Below are 17,020 nucleotides of genomic sequence, written 5' to 3' on the forward strand. Positions count from 1 at the left end.
GGGTGGAGCAGCGCCGTGCAGGTTGTCGGTTGCGCAGTTGATCGGCTTGTCGCGGATCAAGATCCAGATGGGGCGCGGGGGCGCCGATAGATCACCAGAAGCCGGGCACCAGCCGGTAGCGGACGCGAGCCGCGTACTCGGGATAGCCGTCGAGTTCGCGGGTGAGCAACCGCTCCTCCCCCACAGCTCGAAACCCCAGCGCGATGATGGTCACAGTTGATCCGATCAGCCCGTACCAGGATCCCAGCAGCAGCGACATGCCGATGAGGAACGGGATGGCCCCCGCGTACATCGGATGCCGCACGTACGCGTAGGGGCCGGTGTCGGCGATCGAGTGTCCGCGTGCTGCCTGCACTTTCACGATGGGTGCGGCAAAGCTGTTGGCGCGGAAGACGAGGATCATCGACAACAACGAGACGGCGACGAGTACTGCGCCCATCACCTCAACCCATAGGGGAACGTCCGACCAACCCCAGCGATGGTCGAACCCCGGTACGGCGAACCAGATCGGCATGCCCACGATCGCAAACACCATGAAGACCTTGTCCCAGGTCGTTTGGTCTGGCTGACGAGGTGAACCAAGCCGCTCCGCCAGCAGCGCAGGGTTCTCATTCAGCAGCCACAGGTGCACGCCGATGTTGAGGACGGTGATCTCGATCATCAGGGTCCATAGCTGAGGCCAGTTCCACGTCCCCGCGGCCAACAGCATCAACCCGCCCAGCACCACGGTCGAGACGATGTTGGCGGTGAGCAGCTTGACCAGCAGTCGTTTTTCGACGGAATGGCCTGAGTCATATGTCGACGCTACTGCGCGGACAACCTCTCCAACAGCAGGGACGAGTTATCGGCGTCCAATTCGATGCCGAAGAGTTCTTGGAGAGCGACCAGTACCCCGTTGGGTGTCAGGTGCCGAGTGTCTCTGCCGATGCCGGGCCGAATGGTATGCAGCTCCCGGTGGTCCAGGATGTATGCGTGTTCGGGTGCTATGCGTTGTACGAAAACTCTTGTGCTGAAGGGTGAATGAGGACTCGATGCGACAAAGTAGCTGGCCGCGCGATAGTCGATCGGGTACTGAGGTTGGAGCACAAAGGTGTACCGGCTCATCCACCCAGGCTGCGTCCCGTCCCCGGCGGCCTCCGACAGGATCCAACCATCGGCGCCGGGTGTGACCTCGCCGCGGCGCAGCTGGTACGTCCAGGACCCATCGCTGATGACGTCTTCGTCGACGAGACGTATGGGCGCAAGTGGACTGGTACCGAACCCGACATCACAAAGCCATCGTTGTCCGTCAAGTTGGACCACGAGCATGCCGTGGGTCGACGGCCGAATAGTGGTGGCGCCCATCTGCACCCGGCCCTGAATGCCAAAGAAGTCGAAACCGAGGCGCTCGAGGACGGCGGCGAAAAGCGCGACGTGCTCATAGCAGTAGCCGCCGCGGGGGCTGCGCAACAACTTCGCTTGAACCGTCGGGATATCCAACGCGACGTGCTTGTGCAGCACCGCATCCAGGTTCTCCCACTTGATGTTCAGGACATGTCCGCGCTGCAGGCGGCGCAGGGTGTCCAAGGACGGCGACCGGGCGCCGTAGAAGCCTATGAAGGCCAGGTATTCGTCGAGCTCGAGCTCGTCTCCGTTCCACATGGTGTGGACAACCTACTTGTTCTCTGTGGAATGGCTGAAGCGCCGCGGACCATATCTGGCAGAAAGGTGGAACGGTGCTGGTCGCGGCGCCAGTGCGAGCGCGATCCGTTGCTCGCGAGAGCGCCGATGGGCGAGGGTTTGTCATGTTGCCGTGCGGAACCGCTCGGTCATGAGGGTTCGATGTCACTGGTCACCCATAGAGTGACCGCATGGCCGTCGAGCGTCCCACCATCTACTTTGCCTCCCAACAAGACTGGGAAACCTGGCTGGAAGAGAACCACGAGGACTCCCCCGGCGTGTGGATCAAGATGGCCAAGAAGGCCAGCGGGATCCCCAGCGTCAACCACAAGGAAGCCCTGGAAGAAGCGCTCTGCTTCGGCTGGATCGACGGACAAGCCAAATCGCTCGACGAGACGTACACCTTGCGTATGTTCACCCCGCGCCGTGCCCGCAGCACCTGGTCGAAGATCAACGTCGGCCATATCGAACGTCTCACCAAGGAAGGCCGCGTCCGACCAGCCGGCGTACGAGAAGTGGACGCTGCCAAGGCGGATGGCCGCTGGGACGCCGCCTACAGCTCGCAGGCCACCATCGAGGTCCCCGACGACTTCGCACAGGCGCTGCGGGCTCAACCCAACGCGCAGCGGTTCTTCGACTCGCTGACCAAAACGGCACGTTGGCCGTTCCTGTTCCGGCTCGCCACCATCAAGAAGCCGGAGACCCGCACCCGGCGAATCGTCCAATACGTCGAGCTACTGGCCGAGGGAAAAACATTGACCTAGCGCGCCTTCACGCCTTGTGCGCAACGGAGACGATGTAGTCCGAATGCAGCGAGAAGAGCCGCATCCCCACCGAGTTGAACTGTGCCCGCAACAACGGGTTGACGTGCTTCATATCCGGCTGGCGCAGTCGCTTGGCCAGGAACTTGGACAGCGGTGGATAGACATCGTCGGCAATCGACCACGTCTCAGCACGGGCGAACCCGGTGTCCAACAGTAGATCTCGGTATCCCTGCACGTCGACGGCCCACGGCACCGCACCCGCGGGCGCGCCTTGCCAGCCTTTCCGTGCTACCTGATTGCGTGCCAGCGCGGTGAGGGCGGTGCGCCGCGGAACAATATCGGCTGTCACCAATCGGCCCCCGGGTTTGAGCACGCGCAGCGCCTCGCGGAAGAAGTCGATACGCGAGGGGAAGTGAAAGGCCGACTCCAGCGCGACCACTTTGGTGCAGGACTCGTTGGGGAACGGCAGATCGGTGGCCGAGGCCTTGACGTAGGAGACCGTCTTGGACAGACCTGCCTCGGCGACGCGCCTGGTCGAGATGGCGATCTGCTCCTCGGCGATGTTGACCCCGGTGATCTTCTTCACCTTGAACTCGTTGGCCCACAAAATATCTTGATCGCCATACCCGCAACCGCAATCGACCACCACATCCGATGAGGTGAACCCGGCACTGGAGGCAACCAGGCGCGCGAGATCGCGACTGGCCTCGTCGAGTGTCGTTGGGTGATCGCGCCAATAGCCAAAGTTGATGAAGAGCGATTCCTCGCCGAACAAGTTCTGCGGGCCGACGATGTCGTAGACCATTCCGGTCTTGGGGCCGTCGGCGTTCGATACGGCGACGGCCGCCATGCGCCGCCACTCGTCGGCCCATCGGCGTAGCCGTTCCCCGGTTGATTCCTCGGTGAAATCGGAAGTCAGAGTGGTCATGGCTGGCAGCTCCATTCGGTTCTGGCCGCCCCGTTGCGGCCCATGCCTGCGTAACAAACAGTACCGGATACTTGGGATATCGGCATCTAAAGCCGCTGAGAACGACGCACGGGGCTGCATCCGAGAAACCGTCGGGCAAAGTGACTAGGCTGGTGGGGTTGCCCGGCCTTCTCCGGGCGCAGCATGAACGAGGAGCACATGACCGACACAACGCTGCCCCCCGGCGGTGATGACGCCGTCGACCGCATTGAACCGGTAGATATTCAGCAGGAGATGCAGCGCAGCTACATCGATTACGCCATGAGCGTGATCGTGGGCCGCGCTCTGCCCGAGGTGCGAGACGGCCTCAAGCCCGTGCACCGCCGAGTTCTCTACGCGATGTACGACTCCGGGTTCCGGCCCGACCGCAGCCACGCCAAGTCGGCGCGCTCGGTGGCCGAGACCATGGGTAACTACCACCCGCACGGTGACTCGTCGATTTACGACACCTTGGTCCGCATGGCGCAGCCTTGGTCGCTGCGCTACCCACTGGTGGACGGCCAAGGGAACTTCGGCTCGCCGGGTAACGACCCCGCGGCCGCCATGCGTTACACCGAGGCCCGGCTCACCCCGCTGGCCATGGAGATGCTGCGTGAAATCGACGAGGAGACAGTCGATTTCAGCCCCAACTATGACGGCCGTGTCATGGAGCCGACCGTGCTGCCCAGCCGGTTCCCGAACCTGCTGGCCAACGGCTCGGGCGGTATCGCCGTCGGTATGGCCACGAACATGCCACCGCACAACCTGCGTGAGTTGGCCGAGGCGGTCTACTGGGCGCTGGACAACTACGAGGCCGACGAGGAGACCACCCTCAAGGCGGTCTGCGAAAGGATCACCGGTCCTGACTTTCCGACGTCCGGATTGATCGTTGGCACCCAAGGGATTCACGACGCGTACACCACCGGACGTGGGTCCATCCGTATGCGCGGCGTGGCCGAGATCGAGGAAGATTCCAAGGGCAGAACGTCTTTGGTGATCACCGAGTTGCCGTATCAGGTCAACCACGACAACTTCATCACCTCGATCGCCGAGCAGGTGCGCGACGGCAAGATCGCCGGTATCTCGGCCATCGAAGATCAGAGCTCCGACCGCGTTGGCCTGCGAATCGTGGTGGTGCTCAAGCGCGATGCGGTTGCCAAGGTGGTGCTGAACAACCTCTACAAGCACTCCCAGCTGCAGACCAGCTTCGGCGCCAACATGCTGTCGATCGTCGACGGTGTGCCGCGCACGCTGCGTCTGGATCAACTGATCCGGCACTATGTCAATCATCAGTTGGACGTCGTCATCCGGCGTACGCGCTACCGGTTGCGTAAGGCAAACGAGCGTGCGCACATCTTGCGCGGTTTGGTGAAAGCCCTTGACGCCCTTGATGAAGTGATTGCGTTGATCCGTGCTTCGCAGACTGTCGACATTGCCCGACAGGGCTTGATCGAGCTGCTGGATGTCGACGAGATCCAGGCGCAGGCCATTCTCGATATGCAGCTGCGCCGCCTGGCGGCCCTGGAGCGGCAGCGGATTGTCGAGGACCTCGCCAAGATCGAAGCCGAGATCGCTGACCTTGAGGACATTCTGGCCAAGCCGGAACGTCAGCGCGCCATCGTTCGCGACGAGCTGAGCGAACTCGTCGAGCGCTATGGCGACGACCGTCGCACCCGGATCATCGCCGCGGACGGCGATGTCGCCGACGAGGACCTCATCGCCCGCGAGGACGTCGTCGTCACTATCACCGAAACCGGGTACGCCAAGCGCACCAAGACGGACCTGTACCGCAGCCAGAAGCGCGGCGGTAAGGGCGTGCAGGGGGCGGGCCTGAAGCAGGACGACATCGTCAAGCACTTCTTCGTGTGCTCGACGCATGACTGGATCCTGTTCTTCACCACCAAGGGCCGCGTCTACCGCGCCAAGGCGTACGACCTGCCCGAGGCTGCCCGCACCGCGCGCGGTCAGCACGTCGCCAACCTGCTGGCCTTCCAGCCGGAGGAGCGCATCGCGCAGGTCATCCAGATCAAGAGCTACGAGGACGCGCCATACCTCGTGCTCGCGACCAAGAACGGCCTGGTGAAGAAGTCCAAGCTCACCGATTTCGATTCCAACCGCAGCGGCGGCCTGGTGGCCGTCAACCTGCGTGACGGCGACGAACTCGTGGGCGCGGTGCTGTGCTCCTCCGAGGAGGACCTGCTGTTGGTCTCGGCACACGGCCAGTCCATCCGCTTCAGCGCCACCGACGACGCGCTGCGCCCCATGGGCCGCGCCACCTCGGGGGTACAGGGCATGCGCTTCAACGGCGAGGACGACCTGCTGTCGCTCAACGTCGTCAGAGAGGGCACCTACCTGTTGGTGGCGACCGCCGGCGGCTACTCCAAGCGGACAGCGATCGAGGAGTACCCGGTGCAGGGACGCGGCGGCAAGGGCGTGCTGACGGTTCAGTACGACCCGCGGCGAGGCAGCCTCGTGGGCGCGCTGGTCGTAGACGAGGACGCCGAGCTGTACGCCATCACCTCGGGCGGCGGCGTCATCCGCACGACGGCGAAGTCGGTGCGTAAGGCCGGTCGTCAGACCAAGGGCGTGCGGTTGATGAACCTCGGCGAGGGCGACACCCTATTGGCAATCGCGCATAATGCCGATGAGGGTGATGCCGACTCCGACGACGACATCGCCGGCGCAAGCGAGTAAGGAGCTGTAGGTGAGTTCACCGAACGATCCGGGGGAGTCTGGCGCCAACGAACGCCCCGTGGAGCAGGCGGACTTGCCTCCCTGGCAGCGGGCGGAGCGGCGGCGTGGCTCACACGCCGCCGCTACCGGTCCCCAGCGGATTCCCAACAGGGAGCCGCGGCCCGGCGGCGCACCGACGGAGATCATTCCGATCATCGACGACGCCACCGCACCTCCGACCGCACCGACGTCGGCACCGCGACCCACCAGCCGACCCTCCGCGGGCCTGGATGCCCGGCTCAACCGGTTCATCTCCGGGACCGCCGCCCCGGCCGGATTCAACACCCCGGCAGAACGGCCGGAACCCGAGCCTGAGCCGGAACCCGAACCGTATGCCGAGGTGCCGGAGCGTCCCGAAAGACCAGAACGGCCCGAGCCGGTGCGTTCGGGCACCCCGTGGGGCGAGTCGAGCGCACAGGAGCCCGTGCGCGCCCCCAAGAACAACGACCTGCCCGACCTGTCCGGGCCGGTTCCCCGCCCGCCGCGCGGAAGTCAAGCGGCACAAAGCGGTTCAGCGGTGACGGTTGGTCCCTCCCGCCGCGGCCCGCTGCGCGCCGCCATGCAGATCCGCCGTGTCGACCCGTGGGCGACTCTCAAGGTGTCACTGGTGTTGTCGGTGGTGTTCTTCTTTGTCTGGATGATCGCCGTCGCGATGCTGTATCTGGTGCTGGGTGCGATGGGTGTGTGGTCGAAGCTCAACGAGAACGTCGGCGAGCTCATCACCAACAGCGGCGGCGGCGAGCTGGTATCCAGCGGCACCATCTTCGGCACCGCACTGCTCATTGGTTTGGTGAACATCGTCCTGATGACCGCAGCCGCCACTATCGGTGCGTTCATCTACAACCTGACCACCGATCTCGTCGGCGGTATTGAGGTCACACTGGCCGATCGCGACTAACGGTTTGGGATGCACCCCTTCCGTGCGGTAATCTCTGCGTTCGGTTCAGGGGCTATAGCTCAGGTGGTTAGAGCGCTTCGCTGATAACGAAGAGGTCGGAGGTTCGAGTCCTCCTAGCCCCACCACACTCGTTGGGAGGTCCACCACGTGAGAGTGCTGCTGCTGGTGCTCGCACTGCTCGGCGTGGCCTACGCGGCAGCCATCACCGTGGCGCGCAACAACATGGAAGTGTGGCACACAGCAGCAGGTGAGGGGCCTTAGCTCAGTTGGTAGAGCGCTACCTTTGCAAGGTAGATGTCAGGAGTTCGAGACTTATCTTGAGGTGTTGAGGAGGAAGTGCAGGTCAGATCCCTGCGGACTGTGATCCGGTAGTCGGATGACAGAACACTCGGGGCCATAGTTCAACGGTAGAACGGGGCCTTTGCAAGGCTCAGATCGGGGTTCGATTCCCCGTGGCTCCACAAAACGAACACATGACGTCTCCATTCTCTGGAGGATTTTCGGTCGCAGTTCGGTAACTCCTGAGGTAATGAGTGCTGTTGCAGCGCATGCTTTTTGTGTGCTGCTGGCGTATGTCGATGAGTCGGGGAATACGGGCGACCCGAATAAGGGGGGAACTCTGACATACACACTTGGCTGTGTACTCGTTCATATCGACGACTGGAATACGGCCTTTGATGCGATTGTCGACTTCAGGCGACGTGTCAGGGCGCGGTTCGGGGTGCATCTCAGGCCAGAGATCAAGGCGAATTACCTGATCCGCGGCAGCGGCGATCTTTCTCGTTACGACCTGGCGCCATCGCAGCGACACTTGATCTATCGAGCACATTTGAGGGTGCTGGACGGTATCGGGGTCCGCGCGTTTGCAGTAGTCATCAACAAGGGCTCGAGGTACACGACTCCCGCGGCCTGTTTCGACATGGCCTGGGAGACCCTGTTGCAGCGACTAGAGCGGACTTCAGCGAAAGAATGCGAACAGTTCCTCGTGATACATGACGAAGGGGAGAACGACGCGATCCGCAGGTGGGTTCGCAAGGCCCGCCGCCATCTCACTGCAGGTAGCGCGTACACACCGGGGGCTACCCGGGTTAATCCCGCTGAGCGCCTGGTCGACGATCCTGTGCCACGGAGGTCCGATCAGTCCTATCTGCTTCAGGCGGCCGACCTCGTTGCGTACGCGGGTTTCCGGGCCGCGATTCCGCCGAGCGCGCGTGTCGCGCTGGTGTGCCCAGAGACGATGTGGTCCGAGCTCGGTGGCGCTATCCACAAACCTGTCGCGGCGTTGAAGCCTCGATCTCAGCCCGGCATCGTGCTGCGGTCGCTGTGACAAAAAAGGCCCCGGCCTTTCGGCCGGGGCGGCAAGTGCCTAGCCGGGTCAGTAGGACCTGGTTGAGCGCTTACAGCAAGGGTAGTGCGCGTTGTAAAAAAAGTAAAACACCGCTTTACTTGATTTGTGCCAGCCCTGGACGGACCACACCCGATCAGCTCCAAGCTGCAGGTCAGGGTGCCTGCTCGAATCGCTGCGCAGCTGCATATCGAAGGTGGCGACCTGTTTTACTGGCGTGTCTCCGATGACACTCCAGGGGTCATCCAGCTGATCCCGGCGGAGGTGGTCGAGCGCCGGTATTCAGCGGGTGAGCGGCTGGAGGCAGCAGAGGCTGAGGTCGGCCAGGAGTTGGACACCCCGCTGGAACGATAGGGCCGCGGTAGCGCTGTGAGGCGGTGAACCCGGAGGCCGGCGTCGGGTGGATCGGCACAACCTAGGAATCCCGTCTCTGGGCGCTTAGCTCGGTTTGTGGCGTCTGTTGGCCCGGCGCAGTTCGAGGATTTCTCCGCGGAGTGCCGCGTTTTCGTCTCGAAGTGTGCGGGTTTCAGCTTCTAGCTCACGAATGCGATCGGCCATGACGAGCAGCTTGGTCTGGTTGGCGGCCAGCGTGGACGCTGATACTTGTTGTGCCCGTGGGGCGTGCTGCTGAGTTCCGACGATTGAGCGGATTTGGTCGCGCAGGTCCGCCTGCTTGGTGAGGTAGCTTTCGGAGACGCCTGCCTCGACGGCTACCGTGCGGATAGTCACGGGAAGTCCCCTGTTGCTGAGAGACAGGATCGCACGTTGTGCGGCGGCTCTAGTTGCAGCGGACCGCGCTTTGGCTTTCTTGGTAAGCCGTTCCACTCGTTCGGCTCGGTCGGACCGGGGTGTCACGCCGCCCCTCCCGCGTCGCCGAGTGCCCGCTCAGTTGCGCGTAGGGCACGCGTATTCAGGGCGACCTCGTTGGAGTCGCTGTTGTCCATTATGTGCAGCCTGAGGCGACGTTGGCGGCTCTCGTGCACCGACCTGACATCGTCGCCGGACGGGTCATAGAACGCGCAGTCAGTGCACGGATTGTCGCGAATATCGCAGTGTTGGTTGGCGGGCAGTGCGCAGGTCCCGTCGGGCAAGACGTAAGCGAAACGGCTGCGAAGCCGCTCGACACCGGGATGAGCGAGAGGCTCCTTCGGGTCGGGAGTGGTGGCGGTTTGGTCCTCGTGGAATTCGTTGATTTTGCGGACCAGAGTTTCGTCGAGGATCGCCGCGTAGGACGCGGTCATGGTCTCGCTCTCGTGTCCGAGGAACTGTTTGATCTCGCGCTGTGACCAGCCGCTGTTCAACAGAGCGGTGCCGATGGTGTGCCGGTAGCGGTGGATTTCGCTGCCCTTGATCTGCTCGCCGGTGATGCTCGACTGCGTGATTCCGTTGCGACGGAATGATGTTGCGATGTGCTTGCGGAACCCGGTGACACTCCATGGCCGGGTAGTACCCCTGTTCGGGTTGGACTGCTTGGGTGACGGAAAGAGCAAAGATGCGTCCGCCCCGTACTGCTCTCGAACTCGCTGCTGTTGGGCCAGCAGTTGCTCAGCGAGATCGTTCGGGATGGGAAATTCGCGGCGCCGCTTGGTCTTCGGCATGTAGTAGTTGATCCAGTAGCCGTTCTTGCCGTTGTGTAGCAGACAGTCGATCGGGGTCTGCACCAGTTCGCTGATCCGGAGCCCACCCCATCGGGTCAGTTGCAACATGCATCGCGCGGTCGGTTCAAGGTCGGGGTCCGGGAGTACCTCGCGATCGATCCGTTCGATGATGTCGGCTGGATAGGGTTTGGGCCGGCGGGTTTTCTCGACCACGTTCTCGCCGAAGCGCAGGAAGACCTCGGAACCAAACACGGGCCCGGCTGTCATGTCGCCCTCGGCACGCCGTCGGCGCGGTTCGTCTTGTACGGCGGACAGGACAGCGGCCGCGACGTTGATGCCACTGAGTACGTGCTTGGATACGCCGTTCTCGTTGGACCAGGCGATGTAGTCGAGGAACACATCGCGGTCGAGTAGGGCGGGTTCTTCAACGCCCTCCTGCTCCAGGAACGAGGACAGTCGCGATAGTGCTTTGGCCCAGGTGATTATCGTTGCCCAGGCTCTCTTGCCGGTGATGAGCTGTTGTTTCGCGTGCGCCTTCACAGGCTCGCGGAGCCACTCCTGGACGATGTTGCTCCAGTTAATGTTGGTGTTCTGCGGTGTTTGCAACTGCTCGTGAACAAACCGGTCCATGGTGTTCTTCCACAACCACTTTGGTTCAGCCCATGGATCGACTACCAGCGCCCGGTGGAGTGTTGAAAAGAAGGTGCGTGTGTATGCCTTGGCGTTGTTGCAACTACTTGGCACAGAGCGCTCGATGACCAGCGTCGCCCATTCGTCGGGGCTTCGGTCGAGAAGACTCAGACATCCGGTGTCCTCGACTGCTGTCACCAATGACGTCAGGAATTCCAGTAGGGCCCGATTGGGGGTCCAGTCGCCGATCGCGACCTTCCGACCGATGGTGTAGCGGATTTCCAGAGCTACGAGCGGTGGGAGGGCTGCGAAATCGATGACGCGTAGATGCACGGCGTTCGTGCGCTTACGCAGCTGTGGCGGCTTCGCATGTGGCAGCCACTCGGCGACCGCGGTGTGCTCAGAGCGATACCACTGGAACCAATGTGCTTGGCAGAGAAGAACTTCGGTATCCAGCACGCGGTGCTCGTATTCGGTACGGCATTCTGGGACAGAACAAACACCGCCAGCACGATTAGGGTTACCGGATGTTGGGATCACGGCCCAGCTCGGATCAGTCCAGGGACCAGGGTCGACAACAAGAAGATGGTGAAGGGCATCTTTACGATTGGGGACTGCACTCGGCAGGGCGTGCTTGCCGTAGCCGCTCACTTCGGATTCCCGGCGCCGGCCACGCCGGGCCACACCAGATGGCTTGTCTCTTGCAGCCGCTTCTCCAGGTCGCTGTTGGCAAGATGGATATAGACATCGGCACTCGAACTGTAGCGATGCCCGAGCCGGGCGGCGATCTCCGCGCTGGTCCACCCGGCCTTGGCTAGCGCCGTCGCGTGAGTGTGCCGCAGCGTGTGTGGGTTCACCGGCCCGATGCCCGCCCGTATGCCGATTGATTCGCACTGCTTGTACATGTTGCTGTACGAGACCGGACGGCCAATCTCGCCCTTGCTCAAATTGACGAAGACATAGTCACTTTCGATGTTCGCCGCGACTAACTCGTTCAGGAGGCAGTCCCGGAAGATCGAGAAGAAGCCGCTCATACCCGCGTGGACTACGAACTCGCCTTTTCGCTTCGACAGAGCACCGTTCGGATTATCTTCCCGTCGTACCACTTTCACTTCGTGGCGGCGGGGGTCGAGGTCACCGACCTTTAACCCGATAGTCTGGCCGATACGTAGGCCGAGGTCGTAGTAGGCGCTGAGGGCGAGCTGATCACGTTTGGTAGCGCAGGTCTGCAGCATCGCCTGAAAATCCGTTTCGAAGTTGATGATCTGAATCTTCGGGTCGGCGGGCGGCATTCCATGGCTGAGGCTGTTGGCGAGTCTCTTCTCCTCCCGGGCTCCCACGTGGGCCAGGAAGTGGTGCGGATTTCCGCGTCCGCCTGCCGGGACTTGCTTGGTCAGGCGCAGATGCTGCGGGCCGCGGCCCCGGTCGATCCGTTGATAGTCGTAGAAGCCCCGGATCGCAGCTGCCGCACCCTTGACGGTGGGGACACCCCGGACGCCGCCACCGCGCTTCTCGAAAGGTGTGACGCCGGTGCGGTAGACGACCAGGAAATCCGAAAGATCGTGGTACTCGACGTGTTCCCAAGGCACCTGGTGAATCGCCAAGTAGGTGTATCAGCACGCAAAGTCATATTGCAGAGGATCGTCGGTGGCGTTGTAGGCCTTCAAGACCCTTGTCGGTGGGCGTACAAGATTTGGCTATGATGCCGATTTTTTGTTTGGGCGCGACAGTTGGGTGCTTGGTTGCTTAGAGTATCTGCAAAGGCTGCAAGGGGGTCTCGGGATGGTTGTGTGGGCAACGCAGTATGGGGCGGGTGTAGCGAGTCTGCATGGCTGATCCGGGTCGGGACGGTTCTGCGTCTGAGGATCGTGTCGAGGAATGGATCGGTTTGCTCGCCGCGGTGATGGCTGCGGGCGTACCTGGTGGACTTGTTCTTGAGGGCAGTGTCGAATCCTTGGGTTCGTTGCAGCAGTTCGTGCGCCGAAGTGTCGCCGATCCATATTGGCTGCTGGACCCGGACCATGAGGACGACACGATCGGGTTGGTGGGGTATCTCGGGCAGACGCTACTTGCGATCGCGGGGGGCAGCTGGGGTTGGGAAAGCGCCCCTGACGTGCTGGAATTGGTATGGCCGCAGGTCAGCGCGGAAGGCCCTCGTAGTGCTTTGACGGAGCTGCGGTGGGCCACGTTGGGGGATGCCGAGGGTGTACCGGTGGTGCACGCGGACTCCGCGCTCGGTCTTGCTGTGCTCTCCCCGTTGCATCTGCTGGTGCAGTTCTTGGTCCTCGATGGCGATGAAAACCAGGACGTGGCGCCGCTGCAGTTGGGACGTTTCTGGGCTGATGTCGTCGGCGACTACCAAAGAACTCATCCCGGCTGGAAGCCGACCCGCAGCGGTGCGGTGCCGGCTGCAGCGGCGTCGGCGCAGCAACCTGCCGGACATGCAGGGAGCGCGCTACCTGATTGGCTTGCCAGCCATGAGCAACAATGGCCGCCCGAGTGGGCCGCGACCGATCCACACACCTGGGATTTCAGCGCCCAATCGTTGGACGCACTGCAGCAGCTCGTACAAAGGCAACTGCCGGAGTTCACAGATTTCACCGCGCCGGACAACATCAGCTTCACCGAATCGGTGACCTGGTACCTGGGCGAGGTCTTCCGGCGCACCGTGCCGGGCACCCACTGGTACTTCCTGGACCGCCGCGGGCCTGAAAGTCAGGATCCCGCGTGTGCAACGTTCTATCTGCGGGACCGCGCCGATAGCGCCAGCCCCTTCTATCTGTTCGCCGGCATGTACGAGGGGCACGGAACCCCGGCGATGGTGCATGAGCGTTGGATGAATCGAGCCGCCCGCCACAGCGGTAGCGACGACCGAAAGAAGCTGTCATGACTGCTCAAATGTCACTTCGGGCCCGACTAGCGCGGCTGCTTCTGGCCGCGGGCATCGTGCTGTTCGCGGTCTCCGGAGTCGAGCCACACGGCACCCCGCTGGCGTGGGCCGCAGATGAACTGCAAACTTTCGGGTACCCGGCTGATGAGCCGCTGCCCGCCGACGCCCCGAAACTGGCCTACAAGTACGCGACCGCCCAAGCCGGCATAGGCGGCACACCAGCGCCCAGCGACAGCGCGATGAACTACATCGACGGCGAGAACTGCTACGATGGGAAATTTCCGCGAGGCACAGTCAGCCATCTTCTGGCCTGCTGGAAAGACTATTCACAGACCCGCGCCGGCAAGTCGGCGTTCACGACCTACCGCGGCCGCTACATCACGGTGTTCAACAACCGCAGTCGCGGCGCCGCGTTCGAGAAGGCGGTCGCCGTGGCGATCGGCGCCGGCACACTCGACAAGAACGGCAACCTGCAGCTCAACCCAGGGTGGGGCCGCGATCAGCTTTTAGGCGGCAAGTTCAGCGAGGGCGGCCGCCGGATCGACCTGTTCAACGAAAACACCAATGACCCCAAGAAGGGGTTCAACGAAATCAAGTCTGGCGGCAAGCTCATCGCCGCCCAGTTACGCGACATCGCGAAAATCGCTTTCGACCGCGGCCTACCCCTGCGATATCTGTTCGGCACACCACCAGATAAGGCGTCGCTAGCGGCGATCCGGAAGATCAACGACGAATATAAGAACAACTCCGACCCGGCGATCCGCGACCGCTACAAGCAGCTCTACGGCGAACGCGGCCTAGCCAGGGCAGCACACCAGCCCACCATCCAGATACCGCTACCAATCGACCCGAAAACCGGGCTGCCCGTTGACTGCTCGGCACAGGCAGCAGGCGGCTCGACACCAGCAGCCGGCCCGCCGCCCGCGTGCGAACCCGCAACCGATCTACCGCCCGAACTCAGCGAATCCATCGACTCACCCGATCAGGCCGCAGAGCTCGAAAAACTCGACAATGACATCAACGACATGCTCAACGAAGGTGAGCAACGCGAAGCGTTAACCCCACACGAGTACCAGCCGCCCGCACCGCCGCCGTACCAGCCGCCGCCCCCACCGGTCCAAGCACCCATACAGCCGCCGACCTACTACCCGCCACCACAGCCGGGATATCCAACCCCCGAACCGATAACGCCACCGCCCACGCCGCCCTACCAACCGGAGTCCTCCCCCCCGATCCACTACCCGCAACCCAAGGCATACCTTCCCGACCCGCCACCGCGGAACTGGCAGCTCGACCAGCCGTACACGCCTGCGCCCAAAGCTGTCCAGTACCCCTACTACGACCGGCAGCCGACCTTCAGCCCCCGGCCACAGCCCGTAGTCGTCTACCAAAAACCGGCACGCGTCTACGCCAGGCCTGAACCCGGACAACCCGCCAAACCGCCCTACGATCCGCCCGAACGCGCACCATGGCAGCCTCCGGCCCCGGATAGGCAGCGCATCACTATTCCGGAGGCGCCAACGCAGGCCGAGCCGCCGCGCCAATTACAACCAGCGGGGCCCAGGATGAATGACGCCCCGAACTACACCCCACCAGACTACGGCGGCGTGGATTTCACCACACTGCAACTGAACTACGTCTCCGACATGGGACCAGGAAGCGTCGGTTACTCCTTCGCGGCCAACACTGCACCCGCGACGGGACCGGTCTACGGCGGAGCGAACAAGGCACAAATGTCGATCGACGCGCTGCGCGCGTTCCTGACACTGCCGGTGCAGTCCTTCTGGGTCAATCTGCAGCCCGGCCAAGCCGACCAAATCATCGACCGCGACTTCGGGAAAACCGAAGCAGGCCAAGTCATGCTGGAAGCCGACCTACTCCTAAAAGGCCTCGCCCACCGATTCGAATACGAAGACTCTCAAGGCTCACGCGAATTCGTCAACGCCCTCCAAGGCTGGGTCAAAGGCGACGCCTCCTCATACCAATACGGCCTGTGCTGGGCCGGCGCCCGCCAATGGATCGACGTCATTGAACCGGCAACCGTGCACACCGAAGGAAACCAGCTCTTCATCCTGAAGATCCCGCTGACAGTGCACGTGGACTTCATGGCCAAATACAACAACTGCAACCAAGACCCCGCGATCGACCAAAACAACAAAGACGCCTACACCAAATTCATCCTGCCCAAGATCATCGACTGCGTGAACACATGCCCCGAGTTCGCCGATCTACGCCGCGTCTACACAGCCCGGGTCGCCGCCGAATGGTTCCGCCAACGCAACACCACCACGAAAACGGCCTACGCGGACATCATCGACAAACGCGACCTCGACCTGGTGCGCTCCCGCGTCCCCTGGGATCCGTTCGACGTATATCGCCGCTACATCGCCGACTTCAACAAACGCGACTACCCCGGCTTCCCCAAAGACATCCCGCTGCCCGACGGCACCGCCGGCACCATCAACATGAAGCTCGCCGGCGGCGTCGTATTCGACAAAACCCCCATCACCGAACTACCCGCCGACCAGTTCACCAAGGACTACCCGTCACTGGCCACTGCAGCGCGCGCAGCGCAAGACGGAGCCGTGCAGCGCGACGATGCAATCGGCAAGGTCATGATCGGCAACATCGCCGGCGCGGCACCGCCGGGGGTGGCGGTGACCACAACCATGGGGTGGCGGTCCTGGGATCCAGAGCCCTCACCGGTACCGGCGGGGCTGCTGGCTGGTGGGTCAGTGGTTGAAAGAGTGCGCTCAACGATTACTCGGCCCGTGGTGTATGGCGGAGGCGCGCTGGCCCTGATCGTGGCGGCAGGGGCACTGTATCTGCGCCGCAGACGCGCGCAGCCCACCGCGAGCGCAGCGAGTGACCAGAGCCCTGAATCAGGCGGCGAGTCATCGGAAACCGAACCCGATCCAGCGCAACAGGACTGACTTCAAATCTCTCAGGAAGGAGAGAAACATGACCAGGAAATCCGCGACGAGAATTGCCAAGGCGCTCTCGATTGCCGTTGTATCGGCGGCAATTGTCGGGGGAACTGCTGGTGTGGCATATGCCGATCCGCAGACACCCATTCCGGTTCCGGCGCCCGAGCAGCCACGGCCCGTCGCCGCCGCCGATATGCCCGGGCAGTCCGCGCAAGCCACCGGGCCCGCAGCTGCCCCCAGTGCTAGTCAGGTCGCCCAGCCCACCCCATAGCCAGCGGCGGCGCTCCTGCGCACGGGGTTAGACGGCGTCGGACTGCCATACCCCGCCGCCGACGTGCGTGGCTGAGACGTGTGCGCTTACCCGCGCGATGGGGTTGGGTTTTCCGTTGTTGGTCATCGCCGCGATGACCTGCCCGTCGCGCAGGATCCGGCAGGTCAGCTCTCCCGCATCGTCCCCCATGTGTACGGCGCTGATGTACAGCAGTCCTGTTGGTGTGGGCGCAGTTTCGTGACGCCACGGTAAGTCAACATGGGTCAACGCCTGTCCATCGGCGGCACTGTAGTCGACGCCAACGCCGCTGGTGAACGTTCCTGATACTTCGAGGACGAATGACTGACCCATGGGGTGTC

General features: G+C 62.8%; 14 protein-coding genes, 3 tRNA genes and 1 pseudogene. 11 read left to right on the plus strand and 7 right to left on the minus strand.

What is annotated here, in order from left to right; translation table 11 throughout:
* Window positions 1–91: 91 nt before the first annotated feature.
* Both B4394_RS09190 and B4394_RS09195 read right to left on the minus strand, forming a co-directional pair.
* A complete protein-coding gene (locus B4394_RS09190) occupies window positions 92–727 on the minus strand; it encodes a methyltransferase family protein (RefSeq protein ID WP_078314824.1) in 636 nt (211 codons plus the stop codon).
* A gap of 77 nt (window positions 728–804) precedes the next feature.
* The gene (locus B4394_RS09195; protein ID WP_078314825.1) at window positions 805–1,641 is read right to left on the minus strand and encodes an arylamine N-acetyltransferase family protein; all 837 of its coding nucleotides are present in this window, start codon (window positions 1,639–1,641) and stop codon (window positions 805–807) included.
* Window positions 1,642–1,850: 209 nt separating this feature from the next.
* On the opposite strand from B4394_RS09195, the gene B4394_RS09200 reads away from it, so the two are divergent.
* A complete protein-coding gene (locus tag B4394_RS09200) occupies window positions 1,851–2,423 on the plus strand; it encodes a YdeI/OmpD-associated family protein (protein WP_078314826.1) in 573 nt (190 codons plus the stop codon).
* 7 nt (window positions 2,424–2,430) lie between these two features.
* Here the strand turns inward: B4394_RS09200 and B4394_RS09205 are convergent.
* Window positions 2,431–3,395: pseudogene (locus B4394_RS09205) on the minus strand (SAM-dependent methyltransferase).
* 154 nt (window positions 3,396–3,549) lie between these two features.
* On the opposite strand from B4394_RS09205, the gene gyrA reads away from it, so the two are divergent.
* The 7 genes from gyrA (at window position 3,550) to B4394_RS09240 (ending at window position 8,699) form a co-directional block, all read left to right on the plus strand.
* Window positions 3,550–6,063 carry a DNA gyrase subunit A gene (gene gyrA / locus B4394_RS09210; protein WP_078314851.1) on the plus strand — a complete coding sequence of 838 codons (2,514 nt, stop codon included), beginning with the start codon at window positions 3,550–3,552 and terminating at the stop codon, window positions 6,061–6,063.
* Window positions 6,064–6,073: 10 nt separating this feature from the next.
* Window positions 6,074–7,000 (plus strand): DUF3566 domain-containing protein, encoded by a 927-nt coding sequence (locus B4394_RS09215; RefSeq protein ID WP_078314828.1) that lies wholly within the window; start codon window positions 6,074–6,076, stop codon window positions 6,998–7,000.
* Between the two features lie 48 nt (window positions 7,001–7,048).
* Window positions 7,049–7,125, plus strand: a tRNA-Ile gene (locus B4394_RS09220).
* Window positions 7,126–7,254: 129 nt separating this feature from the next.
* Window positions 7,255–7,325: transfer RNA gene (locus tag B4394_RS09225), tRNA-Ala, on the plus strand.
* Window positions 7,326–7,390: 65 nt separating this feature from the next.
* Window positions 7,391–7,461: transfer RNA gene (locus B4394_RS09230), tRNA-Ala, on the plus strand.
* A 68-nt stretch (window positions 7,462–7,529) separates the two neighbouring features.
* Window positions 7,530–8,327, plus strand: coding sequence for a DUF3800 domain-containing protein (locus tag B4394_RS09235; protein WP_286142003.1), 798 nt, complete (start codon window positions 7,530–7,532; stop codon window positions 8,325–8,327).
* Between the two features lie 126 nt (window positions 8,328–8,453).
* Complete coding sequence (locus B4394_RS09240; protein WP_078314830.1) at window positions 8,454–8,699, plus strand: AbrB/MazE/SpoVT family DNA-binding domain-containing protein; 246 nt, start codon at window positions 8,454–8,456, stop codon at window positions 8,697–8,699.
* Between the two features lie 84 nt (window positions 8,700–8,783).
* Here B4394_RS09240 and B4394_RS09245 read toward each other — a convergent pair whose 3' ends face one another.
* The 3 genes from B4394_RS09245 to B4394_RS09255 form a co-directional block, all read right to left on the minus strand.
* On the minus strand, window positions 8,784–9,200 hold the full coding sequence (locus B4394_RS09245; protein ID WP_353647402.1) for a DUF6262 family protein: 417 nt from the start codon (window positions 9,198–9,200) through the stop codon (window positions 8,784–8,786).
* On the minus strand, window positions 9,197–11,032 hold the full coding sequence (locus tag B4394_RS09250; RefSeq protein WP_078314832.1) for a tyrosine-type recombinase/integrase: 1,836 nt from the start codon (window positions 11,030–11,032) through the stop codon (window positions 9,197–9,199). Before B4394_RS09250 ends, B4394_RS09245 begins: the two co-directional genes overlap by 4 nt.
* A gap of 188 nt (window positions 11,033–11,220) precedes the next feature.
* Window positions 11,221–12,162 carry a tyrosine-type recombinase/integrase gene (locus tag B4394_RS09255; RefSeq protein WP_078314833.1) on the minus strand — a complete coding sequence of 314 codons (942 nt, stop codon included), beginning with the start codon at window positions 12,160–12,162 and terminating at the stop codon, window positions 11,221–11,223.
* A 239-nt stretch (window positions 12,163–12,401) separates the two neighbouring features.
* Here B4394_RS09255 and B4394_RS09260 point away from each other — a divergent pair, with 239 nt between their 5' ends.
* Genes B4394_RS09260 through B4394_RS25110 form a run of 3 tightly spaced genes read left to right on the plus strand, consistent with a single transcriptional unit; the run spans window position 12,402 to window position 16,661 of the window.
* The gene (locus tag B4394_RS09260; RefSeq protein WP_078314834.1) at window positions 12,402–13,463 is read left to right on the plus strand and encodes an exosome complex component; all 1,062 of its coding nucleotides are present in this window, start codon (window positions 12,402–12,404) and stop codon (window positions 13,461–13,463) included.
* The gene (locus B4394_RS09265; RefSeq protein ID WP_139360061.1) at window positions 13,460–16,396 is read left to right on the plus strand and encodes a hypothetical protein; all 2,937 of its coding nucleotides are present in this window, start codon (window positions 13,460–13,462) and stop codon (window positions 16,394–16,396) included. Before B4394_RS09260 ends, B4394_RS09265 begins: the two co-directional genes overlap by 4 nt.
* Window positions 16,397–16,424: 28 nt before the next feature.
* A complete protein-coding gene (locus B4394_RS25110) occupies window positions 16,425–16,661 on the plus strand; it encodes a hypothetical protein (RefSeq protein ID WP_139360062.1) in 237 nt (78 codons plus the stop codon).
* 27 nt (window positions 16,662–16,688) lie between these two features.
* Here the strand turns inward: B4394_RS25110 and B4394_RS09270 are convergent, their stop codons facing one another.
* Window positions 16,689–17,012, minus strand: a complete 324-nt coding sequence (locus tag B4394_RS09270; RefSeq protein WP_078314836.1) for a hypothetical protein — start codon at window positions 17,010–17,012, stop codon at window positions 16,689–16,691.
* Window positions 17,013–17,020 lie beyond the last annotated feature (8 nt).

The organism is Mycobacterium sp. D16Q16, assembly GCF_002013745.1.
Classification (GTDB): domain Bacteria; phylum Actinomycetota; class Actinomycetes; order Mycobacteriales; family Mycobacteriaceae; genus Mycobacterium.